Annotated in this window: 18 protein-coding genes; 8 read left to right on the forward strand and 10 right to left on the reverse strand. The window is 51.0% G+C overall.

The window, feature by feature from the left end; genetic code table 11:
- The first annotated feature begins 97 nt into the window (after positions 1–97).
- Entirely contained in the window at positions 98–601 is a 504-nt protein-coding gene (locus G8768_RS02650; RefSeq protein WP_166851769.1) for a P-loop nucleotide/nucleoside kinase family protein, read from the forward strand.
- Between the two features lie 19 nt (positions 602–620).
- Here the strand turns inward: G8768_RS02650 and G8768_RS02655 are convergent, their stop codons facing one another.
- Positions 621–1,193 (reverse strand): glutathione S-transferase family protein, encoded by a 573-nt coding sequence (locus G8768_RS02655; RefSeq protein WP_166851766.1) that lies wholly within the window; start codon positions 1,191–1,193, stop codon positions 621–623.
- Between the two features lie 374 nt (positions 1,194–1,567).
- Here G8768_RS02655 and G8768_RS02660 point away from each other — a divergent pair, with 374 nt between their 5' ends.
- Complete coding sequence (locus G8768_RS02660) at positions 1,568–2,080, forward strand: AAA family ATPase (RefSeq protein WP_341800989.1); 513 nt, start codon at positions 1,568–1,570, stop codon at positions 2,078–2,080.
- A 42-nt stretch (positions 2,081–2,122) separates the two neighbouring features.
- Here G8768_RS02660 and G8768_RS02665 read toward each other — a convergent pair whose 3' ends face one another.
- From G8768_RS02665 to hexR, 8 genes are all read right to left on the reverse strand, one after another.
- Positions 2,123–3,028: a phytanoyl-CoA dioxygenase family protein gene (locus G8768_RS02665; protein ID WP_166851760.1), complete on the reverse strand. Its 906-nt coding sequence runs from the start codon at positions 3,026–3,028 to the stop codon at positions 2,123–2,125.
- Positions 3,029–3,059: 31 nt separating this feature from the next.
- Complete coding sequence (locus G8768_RS02670; protein ID WP_166851757.1) at positions 3,060–3,413, reverse strand: hypothetical protein; 354 nt, start codon at positions 3,411–3,413, stop codon at positions 3,060–3,062.
- 178 nt (positions 3,414–3,591) lie between these two features.
- Positions 3,592–4,638: a glutathione S-transferase N-terminal domain-containing protein gene (locus G8768_RS02675; RefSeq protein ID WP_184679346.1), complete on the reverse strand. Its 1,047-nt coding sequence runs from the start codon at positions 4,636–4,638 to the stop codon at positions 3,592–3,594.
- 240 nt (positions 4,639–4,878) lie between these two features.
- Entirely contained in the window at positions 4,879–5,355 is a 477-nt protein-coding gene (locus G8768_RS02680) for a thioesterase family protein (protein WP_166851754.1), read from the reverse strand.
- A 32-nt stretch (positions 5,356–5,387) separates the two neighbouring features.
- Positions 5,388–6,968, reverse strand: a complete 1,581-nt coding sequence (locus tag G8768_RS21230) for a GMC oxidoreductase (protein ID WP_341800962.1) — start codon at positions 6,966–6,968, stop codon at positions 5,388–5,390.
- Between the two features lie 4 nt (positions 6,969–6,972).
- Positions 6,973–7,527, reverse strand: coding sequence for a gluconate 2-dehydrogenase subunit 3 family protein (locus G8768_RS02690; protein WP_166851751.1), 555 nt, complete (start codon positions 7,525–7,527; stop codon positions 6,973–6,975).
- A gap of 87 nt (positions 7,528–7,614) precedes the next feature.
- Positions 7,615–10,053 carry a TonB-dependent receptor gene (locus G8768_RS02695; RefSeq protein ID WP_166851748.1) on the reverse strand — a complete coding sequence of 813 codons (2,439 nt, stop codon included), beginning with the start codon at positions 10,051–10,053 and terminating at the stop codon, positions 7,615–7,617.
- 420 nt (positions 10,054–10,473) lie between these two features.
- Positions 10,474–11,340: a transcriptional regulator HexR gene (gene hexR / locus G8768_RS02700; protein ID WP_166851745.1), complete on the reverse strand. Its 867-nt coding sequence runs from the start codon at positions 11,338–11,340 to the stop codon at positions 10,474–10,476.
- Positions 11,341–11,546: 206 nt separating this feature from the next.
- Here hexR and G8768_RS02705 point away from each other — a divergent pair, with 206 nt between their 5' ends.
- The 4 genes from G8768_RS02705 (at position 11,547) to G8768_RS02720 (ending at position 14,978) form a co-directional block, all read left to right on the forward strand.
- Entirely contained in the window at positions 11,547–12,932 is a 1,386-nt protein-coding gene (locus G8768_RS02705) for a M20/M25/M40 family metallo-hydrolase (protein WP_243749410.1), read from the forward strand.
- 196 nt (positions 12,933–13,128) lie between these two features.
- Positions 13,129–13,974 (forward strand): isopenicillin N synthase family oxygenase, encoded by an 846-nt coding sequence (locus tag G8768_RS02710; RefSeq protein ID WP_166851741.1) that lies wholly within the window; start codon positions 13,129–13,131, stop codon positions 13,972–13,974.
- Between the two features lie 58 nt (positions 13,975–14,032).
- Positions 14,033–14,500 (forward strand): RDD family protein, encoded by a 468-nt coding sequence (locus G8768_RS02715; protein WP_208020061.1) that lies wholly within the window; start codon positions 14,033–14,035, stop codon positions 14,498–14,500.
- Positions 14,501–14,519: 19 nt separating this feature from the next.
- On the forward strand, positions 14,520–14,978 hold the full coding sequence (locus tag G8768_RS02720) for a methyltransferase family protein (protein WP_166851739.1): 459 nt from the start codon (positions 14,520–14,522) through the stop codon (positions 14,976–14,978).
- A gap of 41 nt (positions 14,979–15,019) precedes the next feature.
- On the opposite strand, the gene G8768_RS02725 is transcribed toward G8768_RS02720, so the two are convergent.
- The gene (locus tag G8768_RS02725) at positions 15,020–15,529 is read right to left on the reverse strand and encodes an Lrp/AsnC family transcriptional regulator (RefSeq protein ID WP_166851737.1); all 510 of its coding nucleotides are present in this window, start codon (positions 15,527–15,529) and stop codon (positions 15,020–15,022) included.
- 208 nt (positions 15,530–15,737) lie between these two features.
- On the opposite strand from G8768_RS02725, the gene G8768_RS02730 reads away from it, so the two are divergent.
- Positions 15,738–17,792 carry a hydantoinase/oxoprolinase family protein gene (locus G8768_RS02730; RefSeq protein WP_184679347.1) on the forward strand — a complete coding sequence of 685 codons (2,055 nt, stop codon included), beginning with the start codon at positions 15,738–15,740 and terminating at the stop codon, positions 17,790–17,792.
- A gap of 3 nt (positions 17,793–17,795) precedes the next feature.
- On the forward strand, positions 17,796–19,496 hold the full coding sequence (locus tag G8768_RS02735; RefSeq protein WP_243749350.1) for a hydantoinase B/oxoprolinase family protein: 1,701 nt from the start codon (positions 17,796–17,798) through the stop codon (positions 19,494–19,496).
- Positions 19,497–19,515: the final 19 nt, after the last annotated feature.

Raw genomic sequence — 19,515 nt, forward strand, 5'->3', positions numbered from 1 at the left:
TAGTGTCTGACTGAATGAACAAAACCCGCCCACGAGGCGGGTTTTTTGTATCTGCCTCTGGGCCATGAAAGTCTCATGACACCTTGAAGGAGGCAAAATGAAAACCCCGGTAGGCACACTCACATTGTTCTGCGGCAAAATGGGCGCAGGTAAATCAACCGCATCAAAGCAGTTGGCGGAAGAAAGCGCTTCGGTTCTGCTTTCTGAAGATGACTGGTTGGCGGCCCTATACCCTGACCAGATTCAATCTCTGGAAAGTTATATTGAACGATCGGCGAGATTAAAACCCCAGATGAAAACGATGGTGCAATCCATTCTTTGCACGGGTACAGATGTTGTCATGGATTTCCCCGCCAATACTCTGGCTCAACGCGCCTGGCTTCGAAGTATTTTTCTGGAAGTGAATGCGCCACATAAACTGGTCTATTTAGCCTTGAGTGATGAGGACTGTTTAAAACAAATTGCCCAACGACGCCTTGAACAACCAGAGCGGGCGGCGACGGATACCCAAGAAATGTTTGAACAAGTTACACAGCATTTTGTTGAGCCCAAGCCAAGCGAAGGTTTTCATATTGTGCTTGAGCGTTGGGCGGATTTTTGATGAGGCTTTTAATCAGGTTTTACACTCGGGGATCGGTGTCGTTGACCATCGGCTGTGCCTCACTGGCCTGTTTAAATGCCTGTAACGCTGGATAGGCGCCAAGCTCATAGAGCTCTCGGAATTCTATCCAGTCCAGCAGGCAGTACAGACAAATCGCCGGATACTGCCACTGACTGAATTCTCCGCCCTGACATTTTTGTTCCAGTATGCTGAGTGTTTGTTCGATGCGATCACGTTGGAGGTTGGCAATCAGAATATCCTGGCTGTTATCGATGCAGGAGCGATCCATCATGATCATGATGACAAAGGAATCATTCACGGCGTCAATGAGTGTCAGAGTATTTTGTTGTTCCCAGCTCAAGCGCTCTTTTTTCAGTTTCTGGTTAAGGTACTCATAGATGACACGTGAGTCGTATACCGTGTGTTCGCTATCAATCAGTACCGGAATTTTCATGGCGGGTGTGTGTTGGCGCAGGGCCTCTCGTCCTTCGGGGCCTAATATGTCCAGCTGTACATAGTCGTAGTCCTCTGCGGCTAACCATAGACGCAGACGTCGAACATAGGGAGAAGGTTTTGAACCAATCAGTTTCATAGTGAGCTTCCGTTACTGAAGAAATTCGGAATGGATGGTTTATTTATTGTAGCTCTGGGTTGGGCAATACAGAAGCCCGTTCCCGGACCGGCGGGGTTCTGTGGGTTGTTGTTGCTTTGGCACGGAACTCGGGGTGCCTGAGCCCGGTCTGATGAAATTGACAGGCTCTAAATGTGGCTCTATACCTTCATCGAGGTGAAATAAAAGCCTCTGGTTCAGGCCAGATTTACCTTCAATGATTAGAATCTACCGCCTTTAAGTTGAGCTACGCGCCTTGTCGGGTAAAGCTCGAACAATGACACAAAAGTGTCATAGTGACTCGGCTATACTCGCGCCGCTTGATGGATTTGTCTTAGGAAATAGTTTTGCGAAAAGTGCTTATCACCGGAAATTCAGGTTCCGGTAAATCAACATTGGCCAATTACTTAGCGACCACGGAAGGCCTGGGGTATTTGGATTTGGACACGGTTGCCTGGTTACCCGAGCTGCCTCCCAAACGCATGCCCCTGGACGAATCCATGGGTTTGATTACCGATTTCGTTGAGCAACATGAGGGCTGGGTGATCGAAGGTTGTTACGCCGATCTGCTGGAACTGATGGAAGAAGATGCCAATGAGCTGATCTTTCTGAACCTGCCTATCGAAGACTGTGTGGCGAATGCTCAGGCTCGCCCCTGGGAACCCCACAAATATTCCAGTAAAGCCTCACAGGATAAGAACCTGGAAATGCTGACCCAGTGGATTCACGATTATGCCCACCGGGAAGATGCCTGCTCACTGTCGGCCCATCAGGCCTTTTTCGAGCGTTTTCAGGGTAAGAAAACCGAACTCAGCGGGCGTCCGCTGATTCAGGAAAAAACCGACGCTCAGGACAAGAAAGCCTCCTAGTCTTACTTGTCCTGGCAAATAGCTTGAACGGAAATATCCGGTTTACGACGCTAACTTCGCCGAAAACTCCTTGATATAGCTCAGGCCGATCGCTGCGGTTTTAGTGATGCGCAGGCGCAGGCGTTCCTTCCAATCGGCCTGCTCATTGGGTTCAAAAATGTTGTGCAGCTGGCGACGCAGGGCACGGATATGCTCCACTGTGCGAGCGCCTTTGCCCAAGCCCTTTGTGCGCGTTTCCATCAGGAAATTGCCTTTGTTCTCTCCCCTCACCAACAGCGCCGACTCTGGCTTGCCGATCTTCTTTGCCGTGGCCGCCACATAGCGGACCGCCAGGCCAATACGGCGGTCATCACTCTGGTTCGGGTCTGAGCCATGCACCAGCATAAAGTGGTGCAGGGACATCTGCCCGGGTTCCAGCTCCATATACACCTGCTTCTCGGGTTCCAACTCGGCATCCGGAATTGCCTGGCCGCGGGTCAGCAGATTGTCCTTGGCATAGGTGTTTACCTGGGAGCGCTCACGGGTATGGCTGCCGGGCTCGACCTTCATCACGCCGGACTCCGCTGTGGCGGGGCTGAGGGCAATCCAGGCGGTCACGACATCATCGGCATCTACACCCCAATAGGCGGCGTCCTGGTGCATCGACACATAACTGCCAGTGCCGGCCTCCTTGGTGAAGAGGTTGGTCATATAGCAGAGGATATCCGGGCCAATTAAAGCCTCTACAGCATCCAGCACCTTGGGGTGATGGACCAGCTCATCCGCCCAATCGTAGAGCAGATAGGTTTTATTGCACTGGATTCGGTCCATGGGCTTGCCCTGCAGCTCCTCCATAGCCTCTAACTGTGCGCGGCTTACCCTGGCTTCTTCCGGGCTTAAAATATCCACCGGGCAGATAAAGCCCTGGGCTTTGTATTGCTCAACTTGAGCCGGATTCAAAGTACTCATATCAGGCAGCTCCTTTTCGCTTATCCTGGTGTTAAACCGCAGAATTCAGATCGATCAGTTCCAATGCCGTCATCGCCCCACCGGCCAGTGCACACAGCAATAGCACAGCCAAGGCCCCCAGACGTTCCCGGGTTCCGCCGTTTGGGTCCATGCGGGTGAACAGCATCGCGTACAAATTACCGGCCATAAACGCCCAAGCGACCAGCATCAGCACCAAACCGAAGATGTCGGTTACATTGAAAGCACTGAACGCCAACAGGGCACATACCGCGTAGTCATCCAGCGATAGCGGCCAGTACTTATCGGTTTTGACCAATACCAGGGTTTCCCCGATCGTGAGAATCACCGCCACGACCAGAGCAAAATAGAAGAGAACATCCAACATAGAGATCACCAGCTAATAACATTCAATTTTTATGCTTATGGGAAACATTGTTTCCCATAAAGAAAAGAGAGTCAATAGTAGAGTGATCAAAGCACTGTGATAACAATACCGCGGAATACTACGGAGGTAGTGAACTGAGGTGAGACTTGGGGCAAGCAGACAGCCGCCTGTATCGACGTTACGGCTGTGGAATCAATAACGCTTCACAACCGGTACCTGCAATCCAGGAATCCACTCTTTGCTGATCGTTTGAGCTGAGTTTGTGGTATTCCTCATTGATCCACTGGAGACATTTGCCCTGATAGGGAAAGCTTCGCTGGGACCAGCGCTGACCGTCGATATCCGTTTCCCATTCCTTCTCACCGGCCACCAGAGCCTGGGCATTGGCGAGCAATGCCGGCACATAGCTGCGGCCCACTTCCTTAAGAATTTCATAAAGACTGTTTGGCAAAGACTCCAGTTCAGCCCAATGATTTTTCTCAAGATCGAGCCCACTGTGATCTTCCATCGTGCCTGTCCAGGCAACCGTGCGTGGCGATACTTGATGGGTGATTGCACGTGGCGTGGGATCAAAGCCTACCAGTTGAGTGAGTTGTCCGAAGATGGCGAAGTCACCCGAGCCAGGACGATGGCCAAGCAAAAACGGCAGCGCCTTAAAATGCGCTTCCAGCAAACGTAAAAAGCGACGGTAACAGCGATCAATAATGGGTGCCGTGGTGTTATTGGAGCCCACATACCCCAGGCGCCCGATTTGTCGTTCACTGAAAAAGCGCTTGAATTCCTGCAAGGCATCATCGGGCAGGGTCACATCCCGACACAAAGGCAATTGTGTGCCGGCATTGTCTGCGTCTTCCGAAAAATGCCAGCGATAATGAAACATAAACTTCGTGCACCACTCATCACCAAAATCCTCAAGAAGATAATTGATAAACGCCAGTGCGGGGTCATCCGGAATGACCGAACGTCCTGCTTGCAAGTCCTCCAGCCGGCGAATAATCGGCGTAGAATCACACGTCGCTTCCAACTTCCCTTCTTGGTCTTCAAAAATAAAGGTCGGCAAAAACGGAATCTTCGGCTTCTCTATTCCCATCTCGTCCAGAACAAGAGAAGGGTCATCCCAAATAATATTATGTGGAATTCGCCGATAACGCAGCAGCGATAACATCTTGCGGGTATAGGGAGAGCCAACGGCACCAATTAAGGGAATGGGTTTCGACAGGGACATAGTTATTATTCTCAGAGTTTTTTAGTCAATGCGATATCGACAAAGTACCTTATTGTGAATCTGAAAGCACTTACTATTGGAATTCATGTAGACGTTGCGGTGTAAGGCAGTTTGAATCCGAGTTAGTTTGTAGTGACTAGGCTCCTGGATGGAACGGGTCGCTGCATGGATGCAGCATTCGGAACGGAAAACTAACTCGGATTTAAACTGGCTGGGAAAAGAACTACGATTGGAGGGCTTTTACTCCACCGGCCATTTAATTTGACGCAAACTCTGCCCCACCCAAGGGTCCACTTCAAGCCCCTCATCCTCAAATCGCGCCTTCCGCAAACCCGCCACACTGGCCTCATTAAACGGCGTCGATTTGCGACTGCGTTCATCCACATTAATCGACATGCATTCATTCATCGCGACCAACTCCAATTCATCGGCCGTGAGCATCTTATGCAGATAGTGTACCTTGTTATGATCGAAGCCCAATAATTGACTGTGAATCACAAAGGCCTCGCCCAAACGTAATTCCTTGCGATAACAAATCCGAGATTCAATAGAAAAAATCGTCTGTCCGCTTTCCAAATGGCAGACTCCACCGATATTCAGATCGCGATAAAAATTGGCGGTCGCCAAATCAAAGACCACTAAATAGTAGCCCATATTCATATGTTGATTGAGATCGATCCAGGCTTCTTCAACACAACCGCTAAACGTTTCTCTCACCGCGAACCCTCAATGCAATACCGAAATAAAAATTAGCTTAACTGACTCCAGTGTTTAAGCATATGCTCGGCGCCCATCAAGCTCAAGGCTGAAACCGTAAAAGTGGGGTTTACCGCGCCACTCGTTGGAAAAAGACTGGGTCCGGCCACAAAAACATTGGCCACATCATGTAACTGACCGAATGGATTGCAGACCGAAGTCTTTGCCGAATCCCCCATCACCGTACCACCCATAATGTGCATGCCGGCTCGCGGACCAGTCCAACTTTCCCTGGCACCAGCGGCGTTAAAAATATCCAGTCCCTCTTTCACCATATGTTCTGTCAACGTGGCAACGCGCGGATCGATATCGTGATGGGCTTTTGCGATTGGAAGGTTAAGAGTGTCTTTTTTCTGGCTCAAAGTGATGCGATTATCGGCCAGAGGAATATCATCACAAATGCCCACCATCGTGCCGAAATGCTTCGTGGCATCGTGCATGAACGCTTCGAGCTTTTTACCAAACAAATCCGCCCGCGATGTCGCGATGCCCAATAAATCATTGGGTTTGCAGGCATTGGCAATCAACCACTGATAACTGCCATAGCGATTCGGCTTTGCTTGTTTGTTTGCATAACCATCCTGACATATTAACTGCCCGCCACTCAAACCCATATGCGGTTGGGTTTGCTCCTTAAATAATCCCCAAATCGTATGGGCTGGGTGCGTCATTAAATAGCGGCCGAGTAAATCGTGATTATTTCCTAAACCCCTGGGGTGTTTTTCGTGTTCGGACAACCACAGTAATCGAGCGGTTTGAACCGTAAAGGCCGCCAGCACAACAACCTTGGCTTTCTGAGAAAAAATATCACCCGCAGCATTTTGATATTCAACACCCAGCGCTTTGTCTCCACGCTTATTCAACAATACTCGACGAACCTGGCAGCGATGAAATATCTTGGCACCGTGTTGCCTGGCTTCCGCCAGACTGGTCACCAAAGGATTGGCTAACGCACCGTTCGGGCAACCGGCGTCGCACCAGCCATCAAAAATACACGAATGTCGCTCGCCTTTGGGAAGGGAATTAACCGCATAGGGAATCGGTGCCGTGTGCATGCCCTTGGCTTGAAAACCTTTAGCAATGACCTGCCCCTGGGACAAAATGGGCAAAGCTGGCATCGGATAAGCTTCACCACTCGGTCGCCAACGTTCGGCTTTGGCGTCACCACTGAGACCAATATGGGATTGAATGCGATCGTAAAACGGTTGCAAATCAGCGTAGTTAATTGGCCAGTCCAGGCCCACACCGTAGTCGCTCTGGGTATTAAAATCATTGTCATGCAGACGTGGCCACACCCCGTAATGATGCACCGCGCTACCGCCTGTGCCAAAGCCGGAATTAAAGTTGTGGCCAATTTTATGATTGCCGCTTTCCTCAACTGGGCTGCCCGCCCACTTGAGTTGACGAGCCCAGATTTGTGAGCTTTGCAAATCGTTTAGCGTTCTTTCCGGGCCGGCTTCCAGAATCATAACGTGCTTGCCCGCCTTGGCCGCTACAGCGGCATAAAGACTGCCCGCCGCGCCAGAGCCAACAACAAGCACATCGACTTCATCATTTTGAATAATTGTCGTCACAGTATTACCAGGCTGTTTTTGGTTTTATATGCGCCATATAGGGAACAGCGAGATCCGCAAAGCCGAGTTCGGTTCCGTACTTCGCATCGACAGCATCCGCGCGCAGAACAAAATAGAAAAAAGAGGCTGGCGGTCCCTGCCAACCTTTGAGAGCATCGCTGGCCATTGCCGTGATAAACGTGTTTAACTCGTCATCACTCAGCAGAGCAAGGCTTTTGTTGAATTTCTCACCTGCGGCTTTTTGAGCGGCCTCCAGGCCGGCGAGATAAAACGGTTTAAACGGTGGATCAACGCCCAGATAACGAATCATCAGCAAACAGTTTTCTGCGCCATCGCGTTGCAACTGTTGATCAATAAAATGTACGGCTCCCGCTTGGGCAGCTCCGGGTACCAATCCCTCGCTCAGACGTGATAAATCGAGCGCTTGGGTTTTATTGAAATTTTGATAAGGCAGCTTTAACTCAGCGGCCTGAGCACAATTTAATTCGAGCCAGCTGCCAGCGACATTGAAACTGAAAACCAGAGCACTGGCCTGCAAAAATTGTCGGCGTTTAATCACGATTATCTCCAAGATAAGAAGCTTGGAAAAAAGCGGCGCGTTCATGCACCGCCATTATTTTTAATACAGCCCTTTAATGAGCGCTTTTTAAAAACGATACTTGATGTTCACACCGGTAAAGCGTGGATCGCGATAAGATACCTCATTACAACCGCATAAGGTGGCCAGATCGAAACCCTGAACACCGGCGCGTTCGTCCGTCACATTGCGAACGATCAAAGACGCTTCCCAAGTGTCATCACTGCTGGCCCATCCGAGGCGAGCATTGGTCATCACATAGCTGTCGAATTTATCGGCGTCAAAGTTACGCAGATTATAGTAGAACTCATCCGAGTAACTGACATCGGCGGCCACGTGCATCATGCCACCAAAGGCTTCCCACTCGTAACGCACCAGCGCCGTGGCTTGAACCTCGGGTGCATAGGTTGGGCGTACATCACGAGGCGGCAGCGGTGAGCCGGAACGTAAAAGAATATCTTTTACGGTAGCATCCAGATAGGAAGCACTTAACAAAATGTCCCAACCTTGGGCCGGGCTGGTAATCAATTCAAGTTCCACACCTTTATTGACCGCATCGGCATTAATGACAACACCACCCACACCAACAAAGAGGAAGGCCTGGTAGTCACTGTAATCATAGTAATAGGCGGAACCGTTCAGGCGAGTACTGCCATCACCCAAAGTGGCTTTAAAACCGGCTTCGTAAGCCAGCAGAATTTCCTCATCATAGGGCAAGGCGGCTTCGCCACCGGAACCGAGATAGGCACCGAGTAACGGCGCATTGAAGCTGCCGGCTTTCACGCCGCGATTGATGCCGGCATACAACAGCCAGTCATCGTTCGGACGGTAATCCAGTTGCACCTTACCGGTCCAAAAGGTATCCGAGCTTTCAAGATCGTGATTAAACGGGGAGCCCGCACCAAAAGCGTTCGGAATTGGTGAGCCCTGGTTAACGGTGTCGTTGCCCTGGGAAATATAAACACCGACTTCAATATCAAAATCTTTTTTCTCTTCCATCACACGCAGGCCAGCGGTCAGTGCCAGCTTATCGCTGAGATCGTATTCAATCTGACCGAAGACACTGTAGGAATTGGTTTCCAGATTGGCTTGCACACCAATATCCACTGGTGGGAAAAGCGCATCTACAATGCTGTTAACCGGCGCTTTCAATCCGTTGTCGGAATGGTTGTCGATATTTAAATAATACAAACCGGCTACCCAGCGGCTGGATTCCGTTTCACCGTTGAAACGAATCTCCTGGGAAAAGCTGCTGGCGTCCACGCCCGCATAGTTGGCCAGCTGATTAATCGGTGCGGCATCGACATCGATAAAGAGCAGCTTTTCATAGTCTTTATAATCGGTGATGGCGGTCATGGTAACCGAGTCACTCAGCTCTTTTGAAAGATTGAAATTCAAACCCCAGGTATCGGTTGAGCCCTGATCTTCAAAGGCAAAATCACCAGAGAACGTAAAATCATCGCCATCGGGATCGACATAACCAAAGAAGTCACCGCCGGGCACCGGACGTCCGCTTAAACCGATGCCACCCCCGGGAATAAACTGATCGCCATCGATAACATCACCCCCACCGTCGCCGTCACCCTGAATACTCAAGCGGGTTTCGCCAGCCGGGGTATCAATCACGTTAATCAGCTCGCCATTGGCATCGAGAACCGCAATGGTGGATTTTGATTGATAAGGACCCGTGCTCGCTTCTGAGCTGGCGTAGTTTGCCGAAAAGTTAACGGTCGTGGTGTCATTGGCTTCGTAGGTGAGATTCAGGCGTCCGGCAGTGGTGTCGTCGCCACCAAGATCGGCACCGGAGCCTGTACCGGGTGAGCCGCCGCCCGGTAGATTACTGTTCGCCCCAAAGGGATACACGTTTTTTAAATGGCCATCCTGCTGGTTGGTTTTAAAGGCAACACGTGCACCCAGCTTGTCGGTTAATGGGCCGCCCACGGCACCTTCCAACGTCCACTTATTGGCATCGGCGGGGGTATCAAAACGGCCAAAGGTCAAATCAAGATACCCTTCCACTTCTTCCATATTGGGCTTGCGGGAAATGTAATGTACCAGACCACCGGTGGCATTACGCCCAAACAGCGTGCCCTGGGGGCCTTTCAAAATTTCTACCCGATCAACATCGAATACCGCAAAAGTTTGGGCCTGGGCGATGGCGAGATAACCTTCATCAAGATATACGGCATTAGGTGCTTCCACGATGTCGTTGAAGTCGTTCTGGGTAACACCACGAATGGTGAACTGGGTATTTTGCCCGGCCAGGTTACCGGAGATATGCACACCGGGGCTGAAGGTGGCGATGTCATGGCTTTGGCTCACCCCCAGTGCTGACATCTGGTCACCACTGAAGGCGGTGACGGCGATGCCCACATCCTGCAGGCTTTGTTCACGCTTTTGCGCGGTCACGGTAACCTCTTCCAGAATCTGGGCCTGGCTAGCGTAGGAAATAACGGCGGTGCTAAGAAATGCGATGGTCGAGCTTAGAGCGTTCTTCTTGAAAGTCATCGTGCTGTCCTATTTTTTATTATCTTGGGTTTTTATTATGTTTGGGCATTAACGCAGTGGATTATTCATATTATGGGAATAAAAATTACACGTTAATTTAAGCGTTACAATAATAATTTAAACATAAGTGTTTTATATGTAAATAACTATTTGACGGCAATTTTGTATTTGCGGGTTCATGGGGAGTTTCATGCAGATATATGAATTTTCATGCTTTTTGCTGCAAGATCGCGAGTTTCTTGGGGGGAGCAGGCTTTCGCAGATGGCACGAAACCACTCTGAAGGCCCCGGCTCCCAAAGGAATACCCGGATAAAGTGAAAGGGTCGAACCGTGAAACCAGAGGCTGCCTGAACTCCGAGGGATTGAGGGTCAGGCAGAGGGCGTTACACGGGGAAATGGAAAGAAAGTGAAAGAATCGTTTACTTGGAACGGTCTTCCGGCTGGATGCGCAACGAGCGCAGACCTTGTTTCAGTTTGAATAGATGATCATGCAACTCGGGCCCTTTTCGCTGGGCAACGCCAATTGCGAGGACATCAATAATCACCAGATGTGCGATACGCGAAGACAGCGGGGTATAGATCTCAATGTCTTCCTCGACATCCACTTCGATGGGAATACTGGCATTCTTAATTACCGGTGTTCCGCTTGGGGCCAGACCAATCACGATTCCGCCCATGGCTTTGACCATCTCCATGGAATGCAGCAAGGCCTTGGTGCGGCCACTTTGTGAAATGGCCACCACCACATCACCGGGTTGCATACTCATGGCCGACATATTCTGGATATGGTGGTCTGAGTGAGCCGCTGTAGCCAGTTGCAGGCGGAAGAATTTGTGCTGGGCATCCGCTGCGACCGCGCCCGAGGCCCCGAAACCATAAAACTCCACGCGGTTGGCCAGACAAAGCGCGGTTACCGCCTGATCCAGAATTTCCGGGTTCAGGCGATCGCGAACCTGCAACAGGGTGTCGACGGTTGAATCGAAGACCTTTTGGGTGAATTCCTCAACAGCATCGGTTTCGGTCACGGCAATTTGACCAAAGCTGGGGCTGGAAGCCAGCTGCTGGGCCAATTGCAATTTGAATTCCTGGAAGCCATCACAATCAACCGCCCGACAAAAGCGCACCACGGTGGGCTCACTCACCTCGGATTTCGCAGCCAGGTCGACAATACGCATATGAATAATGTCGCTTGGGTGACTCAGCACATACTCGGCAACCTTGCGCTCGGATTTGCGCATATCGTCCAATGATTCAGAGATTCGTTGTGTTAATTCGGCGGGTTTCACGGTGACTTCAGCTCCATCCTACTGACAATCTTTTGCTGTTATCGGGTTTACTATCGTTTTGATTATGTTGCTTGGTTACGTTTGGGAAAATAGTAGCCAAGATATGTAGTAAATACAGCAAAAATATGTAAATTTCCTACATAAGCTGACAAAGTCCAGCTATTTGCCTGAAAACTAAACAAATCCAACCATCTGGTGATCGAGTGATGCGAACCTTTATGCAAAAGGCCGTGCTTGGCATGGCGTTCCTGTTAACCCCTTTGAGTCTTATGGCGGCTGAGTTCAGCGCTGAAAATCTGGCGCAGGCAAAGGCCCTGGCTGAAAAAGCGGGGAAATCCGAGCTGGCCTACCAACTGGATGAGAGCCTGAGCACCGAAGTGGGTCCACGCCGAGTCGGCACCCCGGGTGACAAAGCGGGCATCGAATGGGCGGTCGCAAAAATGAAAGCGCTGGGCTTTGATCGCGTCTGGACTGAAACGGTGACCACTCCGGGGTGGGAGCGCGGTGATATCAGTGTCGAAGCGGTATCCCCTTTTCCTCAGCGCATGGTTGCCATCGCTCTGGGTGGCAGTGTCCCTACCCCGGCAGACGGTATTGAGGCCCAGGTTGTTGCCTTCCCGAATCTGGATGCCCTGAAAGCCGCCGAGGCGGGCAGTTTGAAAGGCAAGATTGCCTATATCGGTTATCAGATGAAACCATCCATCGATGGTGCCGATTATGGTGTCGCCGGTAAGCAGCGCTACCTGGGTTCCGAAGTGGCGGCGAGCAAGGGCGCTTCTGCGGTTCTGATCCGCTCTGTCGGTACCGACAATGACCGTATTGGCCACACGGGTGCCCAAGGTGATAAATCCACGATCCCGGCAGCGGCCTTGTCCATTCCCGATGCCGATCTGCTGGAAAGCATGATGAAGCGCAGTGATAAGGTCACCTTGAAGATCAACATCAGCTCCCGCAAAACCGCCGATGTTAAAACCGCGAATGTGATCGGTGAAGTTACCGGTACCGAACGCCCAGAAGATTTTGTGGTTCTGGGTTCCCACCTCGATAGCTGGGATGTTGGCACCGGTGCGGTGGACGACGGCATGGGCGTTGCCATTACCATGGCTGCCGCCAAACACATCATCGACAGCGGCAAAAAGCCCAAGCGCTCGATTCGTGTGATTCTCTTTGGCGCCGAAGAGATCGGTCTGTACGGCGTAAAGCAGTACTACGAGAAGCACAAAGACAAATTGGGTAATCACATTATTGGTGCTGAATGGGATTCCGGTACTCGCATGATTCACCAGTTGCGCCCGGGTGTGGGTGAGAAATCATTAGCCGCCATCAAGCAAATGGCCGAGTTGCTGAAGCCTTATGGCGTTGCCTTGCATCCATCCAACAGTGCCAAGGGCCAGTCGGATATTTCGGTATTGGGTAAAGCGGGTATGCCGGCCATTAACTTCGATTCGGATTTGACCGACTATTTTGATTACCACCACACTGAAAACGACACCATGGCCAATGTACCGCCGGAAACGATGCGTCAGGCCTCAGCGGTTTACACAGCGTTTGCCTGGTTAACGGCGAACAGCCTGATTGATTTTCGGAAGTAAGTGAATGAGCCCTCATCGGAACGTCGATTGCTTCGATGAGGGCCTATAGGCGTTACGCCAGAGCCCGACCACTTCGGTTGAATATCACTCCATGCTAATAAAGCCTACTCATGATCTGGATTGGGTATTTCCCAAACAATAGTGCGATAATGCCGCCGACTATGGGGCCAGCCCCATCGCTTTATTGGAGAGAAATATGACTACCCGTATCGAGGCCGTAGATTACCAGGCCCCAGATGCCCAAGCCCGATTTGTGCAATCCCTGAAAGACACCGGTTTCGGTGTGCTGAAGAACCATCCGATCTCGAAAGATCTGGTGAGCTCAATTTATGCCAACTGGAAGCAGTTCTTCGACAGCGAAGAAAAAGACCAGTATGAATTTAATGTGGATACCCAGGACGGCTTCTTCCCGAAATCCGTATCTGAAGTCGCCAAAGGTCATGAAGTGAAAGACATCAAAGAGTACTTTCACTACTACACCTGGGGTCAGTGCCCATCTGCACTGAAAGAAGAAATCCATAACTACTACGAGCAAGCCAATGGTTTGGCCCGTGAATTACTGACCTGGGTGGAAGGCCACAGCCCGGCGGACGTTGCCCGTTACTACAGCGAGCCTTTGACTAATATGATTGAAGGCAGCGAAAAAACCCTTCTGCGTGTTCTGCACTATCCCGAGTTCCAGGGCGATGAAGAGCCCGGAGCGATTCGTGCTGCGGCCCATGAGGATATCAACCTGTTGACCATTTTGCCGGCTGCCAATGAGCCCGGTCTGCAAGTGAAAACCAAAGAAGGGGACTGGCTGGATATTCCATGTGAATTCGGCAACCTGATCATCAATATTGGTGATATGTTGCAAGAGGCTTCAGGTCACTACTTCCCATCAACCACACACCGTGTGATTAACCCCGAAGGCAGTGATAGCCGCCGCGCGCGTATCTCCCTGCCCCTGTTCCTGCACCCGCGCCCGGAAGTAAAGCTGTCTGACCGCTATACCGCCAGAGAGTATTTGCAAGAGCGTCTGCGTGAGCTGGGTGTAATGTAAACCTCGTCTAAGTGGGCTACACTGCCGAAAAATTCGGTTTCTGAAAAAGGAAGATGAGATGATGGAAACCCCAAAGTACGCAGGCTTTTGGATTCGCCTGGTAGCCCACATTATCGATGGTTTTGTTTTTTCCCTGTTGATCGTACCGCTGGTTCTGTGGATGGTGGATTTCGATCTCGCCCGCTACAGCGAAAGCAGTGCCGGTGCCAGCATCGTGCAAAATATTTTGCCTATGTTGGCGGTCTGGTTATTTTGGTATTACAAATCCGCAACCCCGGGCAAAATGGTGTTTCGTATTAAAATCGTTGATGCCGAAACCCTCGGGCGTTTAAGTGTTGGTCAGACCATTGGTCGTTACTTTGCCTATATCGTATCCATACTTCCTCTTTTGCTGGGATTAATCTGGGTGGCTTTCGATAAGCGCAAACAAGGTTGGCACGATAAACTGGCCGGTACTTTGGTGATTATCGATGAACCTACAGCGTCGATTCCTGCCCAGGAAAATGCAACCTCCCGGAATCCATAAGCCCGTTCAGGACAATACAATGCGTCTGGAATTGAAAATACCGCCACTGTTGTTGATGTTTGTGTTTACTGGCCTGGTGTTTTTGTTTCACCAGCTATTGCCCATGTTATCGCTGAGCTTTGCTGCTCAGTCGGCATTGGCCGCTTTGATCTGTTTTGCGGCGGCGGGTATTTGTGCCGTCGCGGTTCTGCAATGCCACTTTGCCGGCACCACCGTTGACCCGCGCAACCCCAGAGCGAGCAGCGAATTAATCACCTCGGGTGTATTTCGTTTCAGTCGCAATCCCATGTATCTGGGGTTTGCGATGTTTATCGCGGGGGCTATCGTGCTCAGTGGAAATCTGCTGTCGATTGCGGCCCTGCCGTTGTTCGTCTGGTATTTGAATAACTATCAGATTGGGCCAGAAGAAAAACAGCTGCAACGCAAGTTTCAAGAAGCGTACAGTGAATACCAGCAAACGGTACGTCGCTGGATTTAGGGTGGATTCAGAGCGAGCTGAACCTGGGTGCAGGTAAAGAATTATTCTTCTTCATCGCCGCCATCACGCCAGCGCAAATCATCCAACGGGTAACCCCCCATCCACTTGGGGGTGTCCATCACAATTCGGGTATCGATGCGTTGAATTCCCAAATCCTGTCCCAGTAGCTCTTCACACAACTCATTCAACTCCGCGACCGAAGAGCACACACAGAAAGCCATGTAATCCGAACCGCCAGACATACGCATGCAGTCAACGATATTGCCATACGCTTTCACGGCTTTTTCAAATCGCCTAAGGGTCGGCTGCTCATGATGATTCATGGTGATGTCGAGGTAAGCGGTGACGTTTTCACAGATCTTGTTGAGATTCACCACGGTCAGGTAGCTGTGGATATAGCCCGCTTCTTCCAGAGCTTTGGTGCGCTGCAAACAGGCACTCGGGGACAAGCCCACATCATTGGCCAGATCAATATTACTGATGCGCGCGTTATTCTGTAAAAAGGTCAAAATCCGACGATTCAATCGATCGAGCTTGATACTTCGTTTCATGGCTAAGCCCTCATGAGTGCGAGTCTAGCCTAACTTTCCTCTGTGGCGGGGGTCAACCATTGGGGTCTGTACCGTACAGGCTTGCGCAGCTGCAGCCGATAAAAAATATCCTATTGCCCACCGACGTCCTAACGAAATCATATGCAGCGGCATCTTGGTACCGTATTGAGATACAACGAATATCCAATGCTAGGTGAGAAGATAAGCAATGAATCTGCGAGTGGCGACTGATGTCGGAGGCACCTTTACCGATTTGGTGTACATCCGGGAAGGTGAAATTAAGGCCGTCAAGAGTGATACGGTTTACCCTAACTTTGACCAGGGAGTGATCAATGCAGCGGCCAAGGCCCAATTGAGCCTGAGTGAGGTGAGTTTTTTTGCGCACGGGACAACCGTGGTCATCAATGCACTCACGGAGCGCAAAGGGGTGAAGACCGCTTTGGTCACCACGGCCGGCTTTCGGGATGTACTGGAAATCGCCCGTGGCAATACACCGGATATTTTCAACAACTACTATCGCAAGCCCGAGCCGTTTGTCCCGCGCTATTTGCGCCGAGAGATTCAGGAGCGTCTGGATCATCGTGGGCAAATTATCGAAGCGCCCAAGCTGGAAGCGCTGGATAGCATCATTGCAGATTTTAAAGACGACGGTGTAGAAGCTATTGCCCTGTGCTTTCTGCACGCCTATTTAAACCCGGCGCATGAACAGCTTGCGGCGGAATACATTCGTGAGAAATGGCCAACGGTACATATTATTTGTTCCCATGAAATCTGCGCGGAATGGCGAGAGTACGAGCGCAGCAGTACCACGGTCTTATCGGCGTATGTGTTGCCGCCAGCGCAAAATTATCTCAACACCTTGAAGGAACAACTGGCCGATCAAGGCCTGGCCAGCGACCCTTTTATTATGCAATCCAATGGCGGAATCGCAACGTTGCAGGCTGCGAAAGCAAATCCGATCAGTCTGGTGGAATCCGGCCCGGTCGGTGGCATGTTGGGCGCGGTTGCTTATGGTCGTTTGATCGATGAAAGCAATATCATGGCGCTGGACATCGGTGGCACCACGGCAAAATGTTCCTTGGTTCATCGGGGACGAACGCGCGTAACCACCGAATATATCATCGAAAAAACCGCCACGACTGCGGGCTACCCGATTAAAACGCCAGTCATCGATATTGTTGAGATTGGAAACGGCGGCGGCAGTATTGCCCATCTTGATGCGGCGGGTTCTTTGCGAGTCGGCCCCAAAAGTGCAGGCTCCACTCCCGGGCCTGTTGCTTATGGACGTGGTGGTCAACAAGCGACAACCACCGATGCCAATTTAATCACGGGAAAAATTAATCCGAATAATTTTGCCGGCGGTGATATCGAACCGGATATGAGTGCTGTACAAACTGCCTTTGAAACCCTGGCAGAACCGTTGGGTGTTGATGCGATTGATGTGGCCCACGGTGTGATTCGAATTGCCAACGCCAATATGGTCAATGCTCTTAAATTAATTTCTGTGAATCGTGGTCATGATCCCAGAGACTTTGCCCTGATGGCCTTTGGAGGTGGCGGTGCTATGCACGCCTGTGCACTGGCGCGTGAACTGAATGCGCGCAAAGTCATCATTCCGCCCTTGGCTGGCGTGTTCTCGGCTTTTGGTATGTTGATGATCGATTTACGCAGGGATTATATTCGTACTCACCGTCTGGATCTTACCGAAGCCGGCATTCAGGAAATACGAGCCACCTTTGCCGAGCAACTGTCACAGGCTGAAGGGGATTACGGTAAAGATGGCTTTGGCTCGGAACAATTGCTGCACGAACTGTATCTTGATGCCCGCTATCAAGGACAAGAGCATACCGTGAAGGTGCGAGTGGCTGATCTGGATCTGGAAGGAGAAGAATTTATCGGAGCAATGTCTTCCGTGTTCCATAAAAGTCACGAGCAGGAATACAGTTTCCAACTAGCCGATTCTCCGATTGAAGTCGTAAATTTTCACTTGGTGTCCTACGCCTTGCTCGATAAGGCCGAATTAAAGGCCCAGGAAAAAACAGGCGGCGATGCATCATCGGCTTTGCTGGAAACTCGTTCGGTCGACTACGACGATTTGGGCGTCCATGACGCTGCTGTCTACCAACGTGAAAAGCTGCTGCATGGTATGCAGCTGTGTGGCCCAGCCATTATCGAAGAAAGCACAACGACCACGGTTGTAGAACCCAACACCCGCGTAGAGGTGGATGGCTTCGGCGGCTTACATATCTATCTGGAGGCCTGAGCCATGCAAAAGTCTATGCAAACCCCCACTCAAAAACCCATGGATATTTTTACCATCGAAGTGATCAAGAATTCACTGGTGGCCATTGGTGAAGAAATGTTTCTGGCGCTGAAGCGCAGCAGCAAAAGCCCGATTATTTATGAGTCCCTGGATTACGGTATTGGCATTACCGATGCCAAGGGTCGTTTAATCGCCCAGGGGAATGGCATTCCCGGTTTTATTGGTACGCTGGATGGCGGCGTGCAAACCCTGCTGAAAAAATTCAGCCTGTCGGATATTTTTCCGGGCGATGTGTTTATCCTGAACGATCCTTACTCCGGGGGTGGAACACATCTCTCCGATGTTTGTATGATTCGCCCGGTATTTTTTAATGATGAGCTGCTTGCCTGGACGGCCAACAAAGCGCACTGGACCGAAATCGGTGGTAAAGACCCAGGCAGCTACAGCGCCGATGCCAGTGAAGTGTATCAGGAAGGTTTGCAGTTTCCCGGCATTAAAGTGTTTGAACGTGGTAATGCCAACCAGGCGCTGCTGGATTTAATTGCGGCCAATGTTCGATTGCCGGATATGACCCTTGGGGATCTGCATGCCTGCGCGGCGTCTCTGCAAGTGGGGGAACAGCGTTTTCTCGCCGTGATGGAAAAATACGGACGGGATATTACCTTGCAAGCCATCGACAGTCTGCTCGATCACGGCGACACCATGGTTCGGGAACGCTTTAAAGAGTTGCCCAAAGGCAGTTGGACGGCGGAGGATGTCATCGACGAAGATGGCGTGGGTCATGGTCCGTTTACGGTAAAAGTTAAAGTCAGCATCAGCGACGACGAATTCACTCTCGATTACAGCGGCACCGATGCCCAGGCACCCGGTCCGATTAACTGTTCCATGGGGGTATTGGTGTCTGCCGCGCGAGAAGTGTTTATGGGTGTGGTGCAACCCGATGCGCCGGCTACGGAAGGGTGTTTTCGTCGCTTGAAAGTGATTTGCCCCGAAGGCACATTGCTGACCGCCCAGCGTCCCGCTCCGGTGTCATCTTATTTTGAAGCCATGGTTTGCGCGGCGGATGTCGCCCGGCGTGCATTGGCGGACGTATTGCCGGGTGTGATTACCGCAGGGCAGTTTGGCTCAGTGTGCACCATGAACCTGTCCGGACGTTTACCTGATAGCGATGAAAATTATTTGTTGGTCGAACCTTTGGTGGGTGGCTGGGGTGCTGGCGTGGATAAACACGGTGAGTCCGGTCAGTTCTGTGTCGGCAATGGCGAGACCAGTAATATTCCGGTGGAAATCCTGGAAGCCCGTTACGGTATTCGCGTGGAGCGTTATAGTTTTGATACCGACTCAGCCGCTGGCGCAGGCGAGTTTCGCGGTGGCCTGGGTGTGGTGCACGAGTATCGCGTACTGGCCGCGCCCGCCGATATTTCCAGCTTTTTTGGCCGCGCCGAAACGCCGCCCTGGGGAATCGACGGGGGGCATGATGGCAGCTGCAATCGTATTGAAGTTTTCGACAAGGCGGGTAATTTAAAAGGTCGTTTTGCCCGAACCAGTCGCTTTCCATTGGCGGAAGGTGATTTAATTCGTTTAATTACCGGCACTGGCGGTGGCTGGGGTAAACCGGAAAAGCGTTGTCGGGAATCCCTGATGAGCGATGTTAAAAACGGTTACATTCATCGCGATCAGGCCGAAGCCATTTACGGTTTGTAAAACACTATTGATAGATCGC

Origin of the sequence: Pseudoteredinibacter isoporae, from assembly GCF_011602085.1 — a bacterium.
GTDB lineage: Bacteria > Pseudomonadota > Gammaproteobacteria > Pseudomonadales > Cellvibrionaceae > Pseudoteredinibacter > Pseudoteredinibacter isoporae.